This is a genomic window from Bariatricus sp. HCP28S3_D3 (assembly GCF_052065755.1).
In the GTDB taxonomy this organism is placed as follows: Bacteria; Bacillota; Clostridia; order Lachnospirales; family Lachnospiraceae; genus Allocoprococcus.
In genome coordinates, this window is sequence record NZ_JBQHTK010000030.1 from 16,430 (window position 1) to 35,240 (window position 18,811).

Below are 18,811 nucleotides of genomic sequence, written 5' to 3' on the forward strand. Positions count from 1 at the left end.
ATCATTACCCCCTATTTATTGCTTTCATTGAACTTCTTGACCATATTTGCTTTTGATGCAAGACTTCCCTCTTTCGCATTTTCATTCAGTTTTCTTGCATTTTCAAGTTTTGCTTCCAAAGCCTTCTCTTCTTCGGCACTTCTGCTCTTTTCAATCTTGCGTCCCTTTTTCTGTGCCATTTCATTCACATACTGTGATTCAACTTTCTTCTTATTCTCACGTTTTTTAGCCGCTTTTTCCATATTCTGTTCGATCAGTTCATCCATCGGCATTTTGCTCAGATGTTTATTGATAAAGAACTGCTGAACCATACGTACTACCGCACTGGTGATCCAGTAAAGACCAAGACCGGTCGGCATCGTGAAACACATAAATACAGAAAGCAGAGGCATCGTGATGTTCATGGTCTTCATGGTTGTGGCAACCTGGTTCTCCTGATCAGTATTGCCATTGTTCTGAGGTACCATCTTCACACTCAGATACTGGGTCAGACCAGCAAGAATCGGAATCATAAGTGCTGCGATCACAATTCCGAATGCTCCGGCTGAGAATCCGTCTTTAATCAGGTTCAAAGGAGCTTCTGCAATGTTCAGTCCCAAAAAGTTGTTCATCTTTTCGAGTTGTGCCATTGTAGATTCAATTGTTGACTGCAGAGCCGGGAATCCTTCTTTCAAAGTTTCCCATGTGGAAGACTGGAATTTGTATAAAACATCAATCAGGATGTTCGTATTCGAATAATCGTATTTTGACGGATCCATCAGAATCGGTTTTGCTTCACCGATGGATTCCATTATTTTCTGCCATCCGTTTGTAGATGTAATTCCTTCAATCAACGGAGTATAGACATCTTTTACCTGACTTACATAAGCAGGTATACCACGAATTACATACCACATTGCCCAGAGGAACGGGAACTGGATAAACATCGGGAGACATCCGCTTGTAGGGGATACTCCATATTTTTCATAGACCAGCTGTGTCTCTTCCTGCATTTTCTCCATGGAAGCCTGGTCTTTCTTGCCCTGATACTTTTTCTGGATCTTCTGAATTTCAGGGTTCATTGCAGCAGACATCTTCGAAAACTTCTGCTGTTTAATCGTAAGCGGAATCATCAGTGTGTAAATAACGACTGTCAAAAGAATGATACAGATACCAATGTTCTGTATACCGAAGACTCCATTCATTACCCGGTAAATTCCATCCATAACTTTACCGAGCAGCCAGGCAGCCTGTCCGATAATCGGCGTGCTGACCTGTGTCATTACAAAACCTGTCATATTTTTTCCTCCATAATTTTCTAAAGACCTTTTACTTTGATTGGAAAATGAAGGTCTTCTGCCCCGAAACTGGGCAGCAAATCATTAAGGCACAGGATCATATCCGCCCTTCGCAAACGGATTGCACCGGAGTATTCTCCAGGCTGCAAGCAAACCGCCTTTAAGCGCTCCATATTTTTCAATTGCCTCCAACGCATATTCGGAACAGGTTGGAACATAAATACAATGATATCTTGTCTTTAATGGAGACAAATATTTTCTGTAAAAACGAATTAAAAATAGTAATAATCTCTTCAATTTTTCATCTCTCCGTGCCTTTTGCACATCCATCTTCCTGATATGCTGAACCGGCATGATCCGGTCCGGGTTCGCCTTTCTGCTGTTCATTTTTACAAATGTCCTGCTTCACGCAAACAATATTATGAAGTTTTCCCAAGTGGATGAGTGCGCTTTCAATCTCTCTGTACGATTTTTCTTTCGCTGACACTCTTGCGATAATTACAAAATCATATCCACATTGGAACATGTCCTCATGCAGCCTGTAACTCTCTCTTATCAGTCGGGTTAAATGATGTCTTACAATACTATTTCCGACTTTTTTGCTGACCGATATTCCGACCCGGTTCTTTCCAAGATCATTCTTCAGCACATACATAACGAGATACCGGTTGCCATAAGACTTTCCTCTACGGTAAACTACCTGGAAATCTTTGTTTTTTTTCAGTGATTCTGAAAATTTCATACGCTTCTTCCCCTGTTTTTTTGTAGAAGAAAAGGCCACATGTCTGCGGCCTAAGCTGATAATACTTTTCTTCCTTTTGCTCTTCTTGCTGCAAGAACTTTTCTTCCACCTGCTGTAGCCATTCTTGCTCTGAATCCATGAACTTTAGATCTTGAACGTTTTTTTGGCTGGAATGTCATTTTCATTGATATCCACCTCCTATCCGATTACTCCCTATTAAAATATTAGATTATAAACTTTTTAAGACATCATTTTTGATTATAGACAAAAAAGCTTGTAAAGTCAAGAAAAACACGGTTATTTTATCATCAACTTTATCCCCATTTTGTTGATAACTATGTGGAAAATGGTTGATAACCTGTGTATGGATATTTTTTTAACATAAAATAACGCGTATTTAAGCGATTTTCTCATGTTGAAAAGTTTTCCCTACTTATTTTTCATTGATTATATAGGAATTTTAATGTAGAATATATATGTATGATTATGCAATTTTATCTTTGAAGACATGTTTTCTTCTTATTGTAAATAGATTTTGACATAATCTGACCGACTATACGCTGAAATGGAGTTTTAACTAAGATGGATACTGTAAAAGAAAAATGGGAAGAGATTATTCAAAAACTGAAGGTAGAATACTTCTTATCAAATATATCCTTTGAAACATGGATCAGACCCCTTGAAGTATATGACATCGTAGGAGATACTTTGTATTTGTCCATCAACTTCAAGGCCAGCATTGAACATATACAGAATAAGTATCTTCTTCCGCTCAAAGTATGTATTGCTGAAGTAACCGGTGTGGAATATGATATTAAATTTATTCCAAAAGATATTCCTGATTCTGAGATGGCATTCTATAAAATGGAAAATAATCTGAATTCCCGACAGGAAGAACCAAAATCAAAACCAAAAAACAAAAGAATTAATAACATTTCCGAGCAGGCGAATCTCAATCCGAAATATACCTTTGATACGTTCGTTGTCGGCGGAAACAATAATTTCGCCCATGCTGCTTCCCTTGCGGTAGCCGAATCACCGGGAGAAGTCTACAATCCTCTCTTCCTTTACGGAGGTGTAGGATTGGGAAAAACGCATTTGATGCATTCAGTTGCTCATTATATTCTGGAGAAGGATCCTTCCAAAAAGGTGCTTTATGTAACCAGTGAGACATTTACCAACGAACTGATCGATGCGATCCGAATTGGTAAAACAGGAAATGAACTTGCAATGACTGCTTTCAGGGACAAGTACCGTAATAATGATGTACTTCTGATTGACGATGTACAGTTTATTATAGGAAAAGAAAGTACACAGGAAGAATTTTTCCATACATTCAATCACTTACACAATGCCGGAAAGCAGATCATTATTTCGAGTGATAAACCTCCAAAAGACATGGAGACTCTCGAAGCCCGTCTGCGAACCCGTTTTGAATGGGGATTGATTGCAGATATTTCCGCTCCGGATTATGAGACACGTATGGCCATTCTTTATAAGAAAATCGAAATTGACCAGCTGGAACGTTACAATATACCGAATGAAGTTATTCAGTATATAGCCACCAACATAAAAACCAATATCCGGGAACTTGAGGGTTCTCTTAATAAACTGATTGCTCTGTACCGGATCAATAATAATCAGAAAGAAATTGACATCAAACTGGCTGCCGAAGCATTAAAGGACCTCATTTCACCGAATGAGAACCGTGAAGTAACCCCTGAACTTATTATTGATGTCGTTTCTGAACACTTTAACATTCCGATTTCTGACCTGAAAAGCAGCAAAAGGAATGCTGAAATTGCAAATGCAAGGCAGATTGCCATGTACTTATGCCGTAAAATGACGGATACGCCACTTAAAACCATAGGACTTCTTCTGGGTGGACGAGATCACTCCACTGTGAATCATGGTGTGGATAAAGTGGCAAATGATGTGGAAAAGAACGAAACTTTGAGGAATACTATCGACATTATTAAGAAAAAGATCAACCCGGTATAATTCATTCAAAAAGTTTTCCCAACCTCATAAACATCATTTTCTGAATCTGTCAACGGACTTGTCCTTTTCTGAAATGCTTGATTTTCAAGGGGTTTAGGTACTTACCCACATTTCCACAGCCCCTAATAAGGATAAGGCGGATATTTTTTATATATATTATTTATAATTGCTCGTTGAAAGGAGTTATACACACTATGAAAATCAGATGTCAGAAGGCTGACCTTGTAAAGGGAGTCAGTATTGTATCAAAAGCTGTGCCGACCAAGACAACAATGCCAATTCTGGAATGTATCTTAATAGATGCTACAACAAACATTATCAAGCTCACAGCAAATGATATGGAACTGGGTATTGAAACTGTCATAGAAGGAAATATCGAACAAAAAGGAATGATCGCACTGGATGCGAGAATTTTCTCCGATATTGTAAGAAAGCTTCCCGATAATGATATTGTAATTGAGTCAGATGATAATCAGCAGACACTTATTACCTGTGAAAAAGCTAAATTTAATATTTCAGGCAAATCAGGAGAGGATTTCTCCTATCTTCCATATATCGAAAGAGAAGAACCGGTCATCATTTCCCAGTTCACTCTGAAAGAAGTGATCAGACAGACTATTTTCTCTATTGCAGATAATGACAGCAATAAATTAATGACTGGTGAACTTTTTGAAATCCATGATGATATGCTGAAGGTTGTTTCTCTGGATGGACATCGTATTTCGATTCGTAAGATTGCCCTTAAGAAAGCTTATGATCCGCTTAAGGTTGTTGTTCCGGGAAAGACACTGATGGAAGTAAGTAAGATTCTTTCAGGAGAAGTAGATAGTGAAGTAAATCTGTATTTTACAAATAACCATATTGTTTTCGAATTTGATCAGACAGTCGTTGTTTCCAGATTAATTGAAGGTGAGTATTTTAAAATTGATCAGATGCTCTCAAATGATTATGAAACAAAAGTGAGAATTAACAAGAAAGAATTTTTGAACTGTATTGACCGTGCAACGCTTCTTGTAAAAGAAGGCGATAAAAAACCGGTAATTATTAATATCACAGATGAAATCATGGAACTGAAGATCAAATCACAGCTTGGAACCATGGATGAAGAAATTATGATTACAAAAGAAGGAAGAGATCTTCTGATCGGATTCAATCCGAAATTCCTGATTGATGCTCTTAGAGTGATTGAAGACGAAGAGGTTGACCTATATTTTATGAATGCCAAGGCACCATGTTTCATTAAGGATGAAAAGGAAACGTATATTTACCTGATTCTTCCGGTGAACTTCAGCGGCGTGGCATAAGACAAGAGGAGAAACTATGTATACGATTAAGTTGAGAGAAGAATATATCAAGCTTGGACAGGCACTGAAGGCTGCAGGACTGGTGTCTTCCGGAATTGAAGCGAAAGAAGTAATCATGGACGGTCTTGTAAAGGTAAATGGAGAGGTAGATACAAGACGTGGCAAGAAGCTGTACGATGGAGATACGGTTTCTTACGATGGGGAAGATATTAAAATTGAAAAATAAGTTGGTGTGTCTATGATTATCAAATCATTGAAGTTGAAAGATTACAGAAATTATGAATTGCTGAATATTGAATTTGATAAGGCAACCAATATTTTCTACGGAGACAATGCGCAGGGAAAGACAAATATCCTGGAAGCTGTGTACCTTTCCGGTACGACAAAGTCGCACAGAGGAACCAGAGATAGGGATTTGATCCGGTTCGGACAGGAGGAGTCTCATATCGAGACAATCATCGAGAAGAACAAAGTTCCCTGGCAGATCGATATGCATTTGAAGAAGAACAGTCCAAAAGGAATCGCGATCAATAAGGTTCCGATCCGAAAAGCGAGTGAGCTTTTTGGGCTGATGAATTTTGTGTTTTTTTCGCCGGAGGATCTGAATATTATCAAAAACGGCCCGGCGGAAAGAAGAAGATTTATGGATCTGGAATTGTCCCAGCTAGATAAAGTCTATCTTCGGGATCTGGCAAATTATAACCGGATCGTCAATCAGAGAAATAAGCTTCTGAAAGATGCCGTGTATCAGTCGGAGCTTATCGATACTCTGGATGTCTGGGATATGCAGCTGGTCGCATACGGAGATAAGATTATTGCCAGGAGAAAGAAGTTTATTTCTGAAGTAAATGAAATCATTGATGAGATACATTACAGGCTGACGGGTGGCAAAGAGAGAATATGCCTCTCCTATGAATCGGGATGCGGTGCATATTCGCTGGAAGCTGCTCTTAAGAGAAACAGAGAGAGGGATATCCGGACAAAGAGCACCTCTGCCGGTCCGCATCGGGACGATATCTGCTTCATGGCAGGAGAACTGGATATCCGCAAATTTGGTTCCCAGGGACAGCAGAGAACGGCGGCTCTTTCGCTCAAACTTTCTGAAATTGAACTGGTAAAACTGATTATAAGGGATACTCCGGTGCTTTTACTTGACGATGTTTTGTCTGAACTCGATAAACACAGGCAAAACTATTTATTAGACAGTATTCATGATATACAGACTCTGATCACCTGTACAGGCCTGGATGAGTTTGTAAATCACAGATTTTCAATAAACAAAGTATTTCATGTTCTTAACGGACATGTATCAAACGAGAATTAGGAGGATAGGTATGAGTGCAGAATATGGGGCAGACCAGATCCAGATATTGGAAGGGCTGGAAGCAGTAAGAAAAAGACCTGGAATGTATATTGGAAGTACATCAACCAGAGGGCTTCATCATCTTGTATACGAGATCGTAGACAACTCAGTAGATGAGGCGCTTGCAGGATATTGTGATCACATTCAGGTTTTCATCAATCCGGATAATTCGATTACCGTCATTGACAATGGACGTGGGATTCCGGTAGGAATCAATCATAAAGCCGGACTTCCGGCAGTGGAAGTCGTATTTACCGTACTGCATGCCGGCGGAAAGTTCGGCGGTGGAGGATACAAGGTATCCGGCGGTCTTCACGGAGTAGGGGCTTCTGTTGTAAATGCATTGTCAAACTGGCTGGAAGTAGAAATCTGTTCTGAAGGTAAGATTTACAAACAGCGCTATGAAAGAGGCCATGTTATTTATAAACTAAAAGTAGTCGGAGAATGTGATCCGGCAAAAACAGGAACGAAAGTCACATTTCTTCCGGATGATACGATCTTTGAAGATACGGTATTTGATTATGATACATTAAAACAGCGATTCCGTGAGATGGCATTTCTTACAAAAGGGCTGAAGATCAGCCTTACCGATCTGCGTGACGAAGAAACGAAAGAAAAAGTGTTCCACTATGAAGGCGGAATCAAGGAATTTGTAGAATATCTGAACAGAAGCAAGACACCGCTCTATGAGCAGATTATCTACTGCGAAGGAACGAAGGATAATGTTCAGGTTGAAGTTGCGATGCAGCACAACGATTCCTACACAGACAATACTTACGGGTTCGTAAATAATATTACCACACCGGAGGGCGGAACGCATGTGGTAGGATTCAGAAATGCCCTGACAAAAACATTTAACGATTATGCAAGAAAGAATAAATTATTAAAAGACAGTGAGCCGAATCTGTCCGGGGAAGATATTCGTGAAGGGCTGACTGCGATCATCAGTGTCAAAATTGAAGATCCGCAGTTTGAAGGACAGACGAAGCAGAAGCTCGGAAACAGCGAGGCAAGAGGTGCAGTTGACAGTATTGTCAGCACTCAGCTTCAGATATTCCTGGAACAAAATCCTTCGGTCGGAAAGACGATCATTGAAAAATCCGTACTTTCCCAGAGGGCGCGTGAGGCGGCAAGAAAAGCGAGAGATCTGACGAGAAGAAAATCAGCTCTGGAAGGAATGTCTCTTCCGGGAAAACTGGCAGACTGCTCCGACAAGGATCCTGCAAACTGCGAAATCTATATCGTAGAGGGAGATTCCGCGGGAGGTTCCGCGAAAACAGCGCGTGACCGTGCAACACAGGCCATACTTCCGCTCCGTGGAAAAATCCTGAACGTCGAGAAGGCAAGGCTGGATAAAATCTATGCCAACGCTGAGATCAAAGCAATGATCACCGCGTTCGGAACCGGAATCCATGATGATTTTGATATTTCCAAGCTTCGTTATAACAAGATCATTCTTATGACAGATGCCGACGTAGACGGGGCTCATATCAGTACGTTATTGTTAACATTTTTATACCGTTTTATGCCGGAACTGATTAAACAAGGACATGTATATCTGGCACAGCCGCCGTTATTTAAACTTGAAAAGAATAAAAAAGTATGGTATGCATACAGCGATGATGAGTTAGATGCCATTTTGAAGGAAGTCGGACGAGACAGCAATAATAAGATCCAGCGTTACAAAGGTCTTGGAGAAATGGATGCCGACCAGCTCTGGGAGACAACCATGGATCCCGAACACCGCATTCTGAAACGAGTAACAATGGACGATGAGACCTCATCCGAACTGGACCTCACCTTCACTACCCTCATGGGCGACAAAGTAGAACCAAGACGAGAATTCATCGAAGAAAACGCGAAGTTTGTTAAAAACCTGGATATCTAGTATTTCGCAGCGGCAGCTGAAAGAAGAAAAAGACAATTTCATGTTCACATGAAAATTGGCTTATTCTTCTTTCAAGGTTGGCATTGCAAATGCCAACCCATCGAGAAAATCGCAGATTTTCGAGAAGGCTGCAGCTGTAAAAGCTGCATTCCAACCAAAAGGAGAAGAAAAAAATGGAAGATAATATTTTCGACAAAGTCCATGAAGTGGATATGAAGAAAACTATGGAAGATTTTTATATCGATTATGCCATGAGTGTTATTGCTTCGCGTGCGCTTCCTGATGTGCGGGATGGTTTGAAGCCTGTACAGAGACGAATTCTTTATTCAATGATAGAGCTGAACAACGGACCTGACAAACCGCATCGTAAATGTGCACGTATTGTCGGTGATACGATGGGTAAATATCATCCGCACGGTGACAGTTCTATTTATGGTGCGCTGGTAAATATGGCTCAGGACTGGTCTATGAGATATACGCTTGTTGACGGACACGGAAACTTTGGTTCTGTGGACGGAGACGGCGCTGCGGCTATGCGATACACCGAAGCAAGACTCAGCAAAATTTCCATGGAAATGACTGCTGATATTAATAAAAATACCGTTGATTTCGTACCGAACTTTGATGAGACGGAGAAGGAGCCTACCGTCCTTCCGGCAAGATTTCCGAACCTTCTGGTAAACGGAACTTCCGGTATTGCAGTCGGTATGGCGACCAATATTCCGCCGCACAATCTGCGGGAAGTCATTGGTGCCGTAGTGAAGATCATTGATGATCAGATTGCAGATAAAGAAGAGACAACCATCGAAGAAATCATGGAAATCATCAAAGGACCTGATTTCCCGACCGGAGCAACGATCCTTGGAACAAGAGGCATCGAAGAAGCTTACCGTACAGGACGTGGTAAGATCCGTGTTCGTGCAGTGACGAATATCGAGCCGATGGCAAACGGAAAGAATCGTATCGTTGTGACGGAGCTTCCGTACATGGTAAATAAAGCGCGACTGATCGAGAAAATTGCAGAGCTTGTAAAAGATAAAAAGATTGACGGAATCACAGACCTCAGCGATCAGTCAAACAGAGAAGGTATGCGTGTATGCATTGAACTGCGCCGTGATGTGAATCCGAACGTTATTTTAAATCAACTATATAAACATACACAGCTTCAGGATACGTTCGGCGTTATTATGCTTGCACTGGTAAATAATGAGCCGAAGGTTATGAATATTCTTGAGATGCTGAACCATTATCTGGAGCATCAGGAGGATGTCGTAACAAGAAGAACGAAATATGATCTGAATAAAGCCGAAGAACGTGCCCACATTTTAGAGGGCTTATTGATCGCGCTCGATAATATTGACCGGGTAATCGCAATCATCCGTGGTTCCAAGACGGTGCAGATTGCGAAAGAATCTCTCATGAAGGAATTCAATCTCAGTGACGCGCAGGCACAGGCAATCGTAGATATGCGTCTGAGGGCTCTTACCGGACTGGAAAGAGAGAAGCTAGAAGCAGAATATGCAGAACTGATGAAGAAAATTGCAGAATATAAAGCAATTCTTGCAGACAGAAAATTGCTTCTCGGTGTGATCAGAAAAGAAATTCTCGTGATTTCTGAGAAATACGGAGATGAGAGAAGAACGTCCATCGGATTTGATGAGTACGACATTTCCATGGAAGATCTGATTCCGAAGGAAGATGTAGTCATCACCATGACAAAACTTGGCTATATCAAGCGCATGAGCAATGATACTTTCAAGAGCCAGAACCGCGGTGGCAAGGGAATCAAAGGCATGCAGACACTGGAAGAAGATTACGTGGAAGAACTGTTTATGACGAATACACATCAGTATATCATGTTCTTCACCAGCACCGGACGCGTGTACCGCATGAAAGGTTACGAGATTCCGGAAGCCGGAAGAACCTCCAGAGGAACTGCGATTATCAATCTTCTGCAGCTTCAGCCGGATGAGAAGATCACCGCAATGATTCCGATTAAGGATTACAGAGATGGAGATTATCTGTTCATGGCAACCAAGAAAGGTCTTGTAAAGAAGACTCCGATTTGCGAATATGCAAATGTGAGAAAGACAGGACTTGCTGCAATCACGCTCAGAGAAGATGATGAACTGATTGAAGTAAAAACAACAGATAACGAATGCGATATTATTCTGGTAACAAAATACGGACAGTGCATCCGTTTCCACGAGAAAGATGTCCGCGCAACAGGAAGAACTTCCATGGGTGTTCGCGGTATGAACTTAAGTGACCGCGATGAAGTGGTGGCAATGCAGCTTGATACACAGGGAGAAGACCTTCTGATCGTGTCCGAAAAAGGTATGGGAAAACGTACCATGATGGAAGAATTCACCTCTCAGAACCGTGGTGGTAAGGGTGTGAAATGTTATAAGATTACTGAAAAGACCGGTAATGTAGTAGGAGCAAAGGCGATAAATCGCAATGATGAAATTATGATCATCAATACCGATGGAATCGTGATCCGCATGGAATGTAAGGGAATCTCCGTTCTCGGAAGAATTACTTCTGGTGTAAAATTGATCAACCTTAAGGAGAAAGAAGAAGTTGCCAGTATTGCCAAAGTGCGTCATGCATCCAAAGAGCTGGAGGGTGATATTTCTGAAAATGAAGAAGAACCGGTAGGAACTTTGGAAGAGATTGAGACAGTATCAGAGGATATGGAAGGCGATAGCGAAATGACAGAAGGACAGCCGGATGAGGAATAAAGTACTTCTGGTCGAGGATGATTGCCTCATCATAGAAAATCTGACAGAATTTCTGACAGGAGAAGGTTTTGAAATCTGTTCGGTCGACGGACAGCAAAAGGCAATGAACCTTCTCGAAGAACAAAAATTTGACTTAATTTTGCTGGATATCACACTGGCACAGGGAAATGGATACAGCGTCTGCACGGCGGTGAAGGCGCTGTACCGGATTCCGATTATATTTCTAACTGCACTGGACGATGAATTCTCAGTAGTGACAGGTCTGGATATGGGAGCCGACGATTACATCAGCAAACCATTCCGGCCGCGCGAACTGGTATCCAGAATGCGAATGGTAATCCGCAGATTTTACGGAGAAAAAGAAAAAATCCAGATTCAGACAGGCAGACTGGAGATTGATGCATCAAGAGGAATCGTAAAAAAAGACGGCCGGGAAATCTTTCTGACCTCTTTGGAGTACAGACTTCTTCTGATGTTTTTACAGAAAAAAGGCAAAGTGCTTTCCAGAGATTATATTCTGGAAGAACTTTGGGATATCGCCGGTGAATATGTAAATGATAATACACTTACTGTTTACATTAAGAGGCTCAGGGAGAAGATTGAAGATTCACCTCAAAACCCTCAGATCATCAAAACAGTAAGAGGACTTGGCTATAAAATGGAGGAGTAATGGGTATTTTTCGAAACAGAGAAATTAAATTACAGTTATTGTCTGGAGGAGGAGCAACTGCATTTATCAGTGCGCTCCTTTTTTTCGAATCTGTATTTGGAAAAAATAAATGGTCACCGGAAACAGTGTTTCTGCTGAAAGGCGGAGCCGCAGGAGCACTTCTATGCGGAATCATTTTGCTTTTAATCTGGATGATATTTGCAGGAAAAAGATATCATGGAATCAGGGTACTTACCATGGAAATGGATGCAATCCTTCACGGAAAGGCAGACCTGAACTTAAGCAGAATGCGGGAAGGAGACCTGGAAATCCTGCGGGATGAAATTCAGAAAATGATCATAAGACTGAGGGAACAAAATGAATGTATCCAGAAAGAAAAACGGAACCTTGCCAATTCCCTGACCGACATTTCCCATCAGATCCGCACCCCGCTTACATCATTGAACCTGATGCTGGAAAAAATCAAATCACCGGAGACACCGGAAGAACAGAAACGAAAACTGTGCCGCGACATGGAACAGATGCTCGGAAGAATAGAATGGCTGATCACATCCCTCCTAAAAATGGCAAAACTGGATGCCGGAACCATCACATTTAAGAAAAATGAAATTTCCGTTCAAAACCTTATTCAGGAATCCATGCAGCCATTTGAAATCGCGATGGAACTGAGAAACCAGAAATTCACGACGCATGGCGAAAAAAATATTTCTATCAATTGCGATAAAAAATGGATGGAAGAAGCCATCGGAAACGTGATCAAAAATGCGATGGAACACACACCGGAAGACGGAACCATCTGCACTTCCTGGAGAGAAAATCCAATCTATACAGAAATTAGCATCACAGATTCAGGAGAAGGAATCGAAGAAAAAGATATGCCACATCTGTTTGAACGGTTCTACAGAGGAAGAAAGACAGAAACTTTGAATTTTGGTGTGGGACTGGCATTTGCAAGACTGGTTATCACATCCCACGAAGGAGTGATATTCGCCGAAAATGTAAAAGATGGCGGAGCGAGATTTGTGATTCGGTTTTATAAAATGGTGGTGTAGGAGCCAGGGGACGATCCTTTTGTCACGGCCAGCGCCCTTTGGCTTGTGGGTGGCAAAAGGATTTCCAAAGTCACTAAAAGAAGGTGAGAAATATGGAGAAAATTTTGATTGTAGAAGATGATGAAATGGTTCGATGCGGAATAGAGGATGTTTTGAAAATGAGAGATTGGAAAACAGAAACAGCATCAACATTTGCAGAAGGAATGGAAAAAATCAAAGCAAATAAGTATATGCTCTACATATTGGATATGAAACTTCCGGATGGAAATGGAATCTCCCTTTGTCGAGAAATCAGAAAAAGGACTAGAAATCCAGTTTTATTTTTATCAGCATATGACAGCGAGGGATATATTGTTGAAGGCTTTGAAGCCGGCGGTGATGATTATGTCATAAAACCATTTCGGACATTTGAACTTCTTGCAAGAGTCAAATCTCTTTTAAAACGATCTGAACAAAATCAAGAAGAAAAGAGAAAAACAGGAATCAAAAGCGGAGAATTTGTTTTAAATTTTGATCGACAGTCTCTCGTAAAAAATCAAATTCCGATAGAACTGACTTTGACAGAATATCGAATTTTATATTGCTTAATCGTAAATTCACCGCAGATAATTTCAAGAGCAAAGCTTCTGGAAATTATTTGGGATTCCAATGAGAATTTTGTAGATGATAATGCATTATCGGTTTATATTAATCGAATCAGAAGCAAGATTTCCGGAGATAGTAAGGAAATCTTGATTGAGACAAAAAGAGGAATCGGATATCGGTGGACAATACAAACGGAGGAAATATATGAGACCATTTCAGAAAAATAGAATCAGAAATATTTGTGTAAAATGGCTGGCAGTCTTTGCTTTTATGCTGACTGCCTTTTTTATATATCAACAGATTCTTGGAAATGCATATGAAAAACAAGTTGTTTCCTGGATTGGTGAACTGAAGGAGACAGATATGGAGCATGCGGTGTTTAGGTCATTTGATGAAGAAAAATATGAGTTAGGAAGCATTCAAATGAAAAATGCCGGATATGAAGAAAGTGGAAAATTATATTTAAAAGAAAATATTAAAACATACGGTCGACTTTTTTACTGTATTACAGCTTTTTTTATTTGTTTTGCTGGATTAATTCTGGAAATATGCAGAAATGAAAGAACAGAAAAAGAAATTGTTCAATATATGGAACAGGAAAAAAAGCGGATATATGAGCAGGTTCAAAAAGAAAAAACAATTGTCCAGAATGAAAGAAAAAAGATGGGAACTTATATGGAAAATATATCCCATCAGTTAAAAACACCAATGGCAGGAATGTTGCTTACTCTTGAAAATCTGACAGAACTAGAAGAAAACCAAAAGAAAAAAGAAAAACTGGAGAGCTGTGTAAATCAACTTTGTTGGATGAAAGATATGACAATCGTTTTACTGAGACTTGCACAAATCGATGCGGGAAAAATCTGGATGAAAAGAAAACGAGAAAATTTAACTGTATTGATTGAAAAATGTATTGACAGAATAAAAATTCTTGCAGAAGAAAAATATATTTGCATTCATTATGAATCCGAAGAAGAATGTATTTTATCTTGTGATGCATTCTGGATTCAGGAAGCAATAGAAAATGTATTGAAAAATGCTATTGAATTTACTTCACAGTGTGGAATAGTTAATGTTTTACTTCTTGACAGTGGGGATAATTATGTAATTCAGATATTTAATAGTGGAAAAAGTCTGGAAGGAAACGAAAGAGAGCATATATTTGACCGGTTTTATCAGATAGAAGAGGGAAAAAACAAAGGCTTTGGCATTGGGTTAAATTTATCAAGAGAAATCATAAGTCTTCATCAGGGTACCCTTCAGGTAGTTGATTCAAAAAAAGAAGGGACTACATTTGAATTCCGGATTCCGAAGATGGTTGCAAAAGAAGCAGATAAAAATCTTACGGAATCGTAAGAATACGAGTAAGAGAATTGAAAGATAAATATGATAAACTGAAAACAACAGATAAGCAAAATATGGAAGGAAAGAAATGAAAGCAGCTATTCAGTTTAAAAATGTAAATAAAAAGTATCGATTTGGTCAAAAAAATATTACTGCATTAAGAAATTTTTCTATTGAAGTGGAAGAAGGAGAATTTGTCGCAATTATGGGAAGAAGCGGATCGGGGAAATCTACGTTTCTCAAAATTGCAGGAACACTAGAGAAACCAGATTCGGGTGAAGTGTTTCTAAACGGAAGAGAAATAAACAAGCTTACTGAAAAGCAAAAATGCAAAATAAGGCAAAAACACATAGGATTTGTATTTCAACAGTATCAGCTTCTTCAAGAATATACAATTTGGGATAATGTTTGTATGCCACTTTACATTTCGCATGATACTCCGGATTATCAACATTTACAGCATGTGTTACAAAGAGTTGGTATGTGGGAAAGACGAATGGATTATCCGGATCAGCTTTCCGGAGGAGAGCAGCAAAGGGTTGCAATTGCCCGTGCGATGGCAGCAAAACCGGAAATTATTCTTGCAGATGAGCCGACCGGAAATTTAGATTATTATACAGGTCAGGAAGTGATGCAGATGATTTGTATGTCAAGAGAAATTTATAGACAAACGATTGTAATGGTGACGCACGATATAGAAAGTGCAAATTATGCAGATCGAATTGTAACAATAGAAGATGGTAGACTACGATGAAAAAAGAAATGAATCCCAAAAAGATTGAGCGAAATCTGAGTTTTAAAAGAATAAAGAAACAGAAGAAATACAGTATCCAGATTCTTTGTATTTCCATTCTGGCATGCGCTTTAATACAGCTTGATTTACAGATGACATCAGGTATCATTGATGCATTTCGGGAAAGCCGGAAAGAAGTATATGGTGAGTGGGAAAGGATAATGGTAGAAACAGATTATAAAGACAGATCTGTTGCAAGGGATAACCCATTTCTTGAAAAGACAGGTGAAATCAATATTTATGGTGTTCTTGAAGGAGACTATCTGGAAAATACTCAGTGGAACATAGGAACGATGGATGAAGACGCATGGAATCTGGGACGTTTGGAATTGAAAGAGGGAAAATTTCCGGAAAATGAAAATGAAATCGCTATGGAATATAGCATGCTTGTTCTTCTAGGATATGAAGATAAAATAGGTGAAAAAATCACGTTAAGAATCATACCGTCCATAGAGTTTCATCATGAAGAAACATCGGTAGAACTGTCCTACACTTTGTGTGGAATCATCAAAGACTATCAAGTAAACTGGGATATCAGCTTAAGACATAGATTACCAACTGGAATTGTGACTAATGAAGGGGCAGAAAGAATAGGGAGTCCATTGGAAACGCATATGCTTATTAAGGCAAAAGATGGATATGAAAATGTTTATGAAGACATGGAAAAAAGTGAAGATATTTCTTGTGCCATGGTTGAAAATTTTAGTGATGGGAGATTGATAACAGACAAAATCCCATATGAAGATTTTTTGATAACCATAAGAATATTGATTGCCGGATCTGCAATTTGTGTGCTATTTATTACGATTTCTCATTCCATTGATGGAAGAGAACAATTTTGGAAATTTCTATATGCATTAGGAATGGTAAAGAGTCAAATGGTTCAGATGATTTTATGGGAAGCTGGAATTTATGGAAGTATTTCACTTACTATAGGGACTCTTATGGGAGTCTCTCTTTATAAAATCAGTTTACCGGTCCTAAAGGTCATATCAGGACAAAATATTATCTCGAAGATTTTTGTAAAGTCAATGTTAAATGGAATTTTATGGAGCGGGCTTATTATTGTAACCGGTTATTTATTATCATGCATGAGATTAAATAAAATTCTAAAATCAGGAGGTGAAAGAAGAAATAAAAAAATCAAAAAGAGAAGGAGCTGTTCTATTTCAAAATTTACACCCTTTTCCGTAGTTATGAGCGAGTGGAAATATAAAGGTGTAAGAAAAATCGTTCAGATTTTATTACTATCCAGTGCAATAAGTATTGTGTTGTTTGGAATTCTTGAAGTAAGAAATAAAAAAGTAAATCTGGAAGAGTTTAAACAAACGACAGGAAATGGATATAGTCTAGATACGACAGATTTTCCGGAAGTATCTGGTATAAGAAAAAGTGATATTGCATTATTTTCTCAGATTGCCGGAGTAGAATCAGTAGAAACTTATCAAGTCAGCGCCAGTGGGGAATTTACCATTGATTTGTCTGAATACTCGGATAATAGATATTTTCAGGAAGTTGTAAAAACCGAACAGAATTTTAATGAAAATGTAGAAATCAATAAAATATCATTAAGCGTATTAGGCGTTAATGAGTGGGAAAATATAGAACGATTTGTGAGAAATATGACGGAAGGAAGTATCAATCAAAATGACTTTCAAAATGGAAATTTCTGCATATTACTGCTTCCTCCTTTAGAAAAAACATCATATGGATATCTGGGAAATGTAACCGAAGAAGAATATCAGGAATCATTTCTCATGGAAAATGATCTGAAAGTTGGAGATACGCTAAAAATATCTCATTGGGAAGTGAATGGGTATACAGAAGAAAAACAAATTCAAATCAGTGGGATACTTAGAACAGCAAAAAAAGAAGATATTCGATCCCCGTTTCCAGGAGGAAGTGGAATCCAGATCATTGTAGGAGAAAAATTTTGGAAAACTTTTCAAGTAAACAATATGAATGAGTATTGTCAGAAGGTAAGAATTAATCTTTCAGATGATGCAGATGTATTTGATACAGAAGAACATTTGTTAAAATGTATCAAGAAAATGGGTACTGTAAACATTGATAACTATCATCAGGAATATATACAAAGACAACAGGATATGTATTCGTTTCTGGGAATGTATAGTGTATTTACGGTATTTTATCTAATATTGGTATTCATAGTTCTTTATCAGATGCTAGAAGCAGAAGAGTATGAAGCAAAGAGGAGTCTGGAAATTTTTCGTGCACTAGGGATGGAAGAAGAGTTTATTAGGAAAAAGAAGAAAATTGAGATTGGAGTGATGGGAATATTGGCGGTTTTGGGGAGTGGAATTGTTGCTTTTGGGGCGCTCCTTTTGTCACGCCCAGCGCCCTTTGGCTTTTAAGTTTTAAGTGTGAGGGGACGCTCCTTTTGTCTTGCTCAGAGCTCTTTGGCTTGTGGGTGGCAAAAGGAGCGTCCCCAGTCTCTTTTTCAAGGGGAGATTTGTGTTTACTTAATTACCGAAATCGTTCCTTCGTGAAAACTAATAGAACTAGGGCTGGCACTGAGTATTCCAAGATTATAATAACAATCTTTAGTAGCAGTATACTGGTAAGAAACTTCATTTGTATTGAAAATTTCCATTTCTTCTTTCAGTTCTCCATCGATAATAGGTAAAATAGATGTTGAATGCCCATAAGTTGGATAAAGTGAGGATTCAAATTTGATAACATCACCTTTTTTATTCCCATCCTGTATTATTCGGAGTAGTAAGTACCACAAGTGAGTTGTTCATCATAATAATTTCAGGAGTGCAATTCACAGTGACACGCTCCCACTACTTAAGCCCTAAAGCTTTGAAGTAGGGGCTTCTTACTCAATAGCCCGATAGGGCTAAGTATCAATAAGCTATCCCCGCGTGCCCCGCGGTTCTTTTCTGCCCGGTTACGGGCATATTTCAGGCGCAATTATGCGCATAAAATTCTTTTTCCTTCTTCTCGGATATTGATCGCTGCATTCACATCCCGATCCATCCGATTCCCGCACCCACATTCATAGATCCGTTCTGACAGTGACAA

The 18,811-nt window shown here is 39.2% G+C and carries 16 protein-coding genes and 1 pseudogene; 12 read left to right on the forward strand and 5 right to left on the reverse strand.

What is annotated here, in order from left to right:
- Positions 1-11 precede the first annotated feature (11 nt).
- From yidC to rpmH, 4 genes and pseudogenes are all read right to left on the reverse strand, one after another.
- A complete protein-coding gene (gene yidC, locus ACTNB3_RS14375) occupies positions 12-1,277 on the reverse strand; it encodes a membrane protein insertase YidC (protein WP_441026446.1) in 1,266 nt (421 codons plus the stop codon).
- Between the two features lie 84 nt (positions 1,278-1,361).
- The gene (yidD, locus tag ACTNB3_RS14380; protein WP_427807339.1) at positions 1,362-1,607 is read right to left on the reverse strand and encodes a membrane protein insertion efficiency factor YidD; all 246 of its coding nucleotides are present in this window, start codon (positions 1,605-1,607) and stop codon (positions 1,362-1,364) included.
- A gap of 85 nt (positions 1,608-1,692) precedes the next feature.
- A pseudogene (gene rnpA / locus ACTNB3_RS14385) lies at positions 1,693-2,019 on the reverse strand (ribonuclease P protein component); the annotation flags it as partial.
- 50 nt (positions 2,020-2,069) lie between these two features.
- The gene (gene rpmH / locus ACTNB3_RS14390; protein WP_427807301.1) at positions 2,070-2,204 is read right to left on the reverse strand and encodes a 50S ribosomal protein L34; all 135 of its coding nucleotides are present in this window, start codon (positions 2,202-2,204) and stop codon (positions 2,070-2,072) included.
- A 397-nt stretch (positions 2,205-2,601) separates the two neighbouring features.
- Here rpmH and dnaA point away from each other — a divergent pair, with 397 nt between their 5' ends.
- From dnaA to ACTNB3_RS14450, 12 genes are all read left to right on the forward strand, one after another.
- Complete coding sequence (gene dnaA / locus ACTNB3_RS14395) at positions 2,602-4,020, forward strand: chromosomal replication initiator protein DnaA (RefSeq protein WP_427819302.1); 1,419 nt, start codon at positions 2,602-2,604, stop codon at positions 4,018-4,020.
- Between the two features lie 194 nt (positions 4,021-4,214).
- Positions 4,215-5,324, forward strand: a complete 1,110-nt coding sequence (gene dnaN, locus ACTNB3_RS14400; protein ID WP_441026448.1) for a DNA polymerase III subunit beta — start codon at positions 4,215-4,217, stop codon at positions 5,322-5,324.
- 16 nt (positions 5,325-5,340) lie between these two features.
- Positions 5,341-5,550 carry an RNA-binding S4 domain-containing protein gene (locus ACTNB3_RS14405; RefSeq protein WP_427807304.1) on the forward strand — a complete coding sequence of 70 codons (210 nt, stop codon included), beginning with the start codon at positions 5,341-5,343 and terminating at the stop codon, positions 5,548-5,550.
- A gap of 12 nt (positions 5,551-5,562) precedes the next feature.
- Positions 5,563-6,648 (forward strand): DNA replication/repair protein RecF, encoded by a 1,086-nt coding sequence (gene recF / locus ACTNB3_RS14410; RefSeq protein WP_427819297.1) that lies wholly within the window; start codon positions 5,563-5,565, stop codon positions 6,646-6,648.
- Positions 6,649-6,658: 10 nt separating this feature from the next.
- Positions 6,659-8,575: a DNA topoisomerase (ATP-hydrolyzing) subunit B gene (gyrB, locus tag ACTNB3_RS14415; RefSeq protein ID WP_441026450.1), complete on the forward strand. Its 1,917-nt coding sequence runs from the start codon at positions 6,659-6,661 to the stop codon at positions 8,573-8,575.
- A gap of 173 nt (positions 8,576-8,748) precedes the next feature.
- Positions 8,749-11,319 carry a DNA gyrase subunit A gene (gyrA, locus tag ACTNB3_RS14420; protein ID WP_441026452.1) on the forward strand — a complete coding sequence of 857 codons (2,571 nt, stop codon included), beginning with the start codon at positions 8,749-8,751 and terminating at the stop codon, positions 11,317-11,319.
- Positions 11,309-11,989, forward strand: coding sequence for a response regulator transcription factor (locus tag ACTNB3_RS14425; RefSeq protein ID WP_427819293.1), 681 nt, complete (start codon positions 11,309-11,311; stop codon positions 11,987-11,989). The genes gyrA and ACTNB3_RS14425 overlap by 11 nt, the downstream gene beginning before the upstream one ends.
- Positions 11,989-13,041: a sensor histidine kinase gene (locus tag ACTNB3_RS14430; RefSeq protein WP_441026455.1), complete on the forward strand. Its 1,053-nt coding sequence runs from the start codon at positions 11,989-11,991 to the stop codon at positions 13,039-13,041. Before ACTNB3_RS14425 ends, ACTNB3_RS14430 begins: the two co-directional genes overlap by 1 nt.
- A gap of 92 nt (positions 13,042-13,133) precedes the next feature.
- Positions 13,134-13,853: a response regulator transcription factor gene (locus tag ACTNB3_RS14435; protein ID WP_427819289.1), complete on the forward strand. Its 720-nt coding sequence runs from the start codon at positions 13,134-13,136 to the stop codon at positions 13,851-13,853.
- A 136-nt stretch (positions 13,854-13,989) separates the two neighbouring features.
- On the forward strand, positions 13,990-14,982 hold the full coding sequence (locus ACTNB3_RS14440; protein WP_441026457.1) for a sensor histidine kinase: 993 nt from the start codon (positions 13,990-13,992) through the stop codon (positions 14,980-14,982).
- A gap of 76 nt (positions 14,983-15,058) precedes the next feature.
- Positions 15,059-15,724, forward strand: a complete 666-nt coding sequence (locus ACTNB3_RS14445; RefSeq protein WP_441026459.1) for an ABC transporter ATP-binding protein — start codon at positions 15,059-15,061, stop codon at positions 15,722-15,724.
- The gene (locus ACTNB3_RS14450; RefSeq protein ID WP_441026461.1) at positions 15,721-18,138 is read left to right on the forward strand and encodes an FtsX-like permease family protein; all 2,418 of its coding nucleotides are present in this window, start codon (positions 15,721-15,723) and stop codon (positions 18,136-18,138) included. Before ACTNB3_RS14445 ends, ACTNB3_RS14450 begins: the two co-directional genes overlap by 4 nt.
- Positions 18,139-18,700: 562 nt before the next feature.
- Here the strand turns inward: ACTNB3_RS14450 and ACTNB3_RS14455 are convergent.
- Positions 18,701-18,811, reverse strand: a complete 111-nt coding sequence (locus tag ACTNB3_RS14455) for a zinc ribbon domain-containing protein (RefSeq protein WP_441026463.1) — start codon at positions 18,809-18,811, stop codon at positions 18,701-18,703.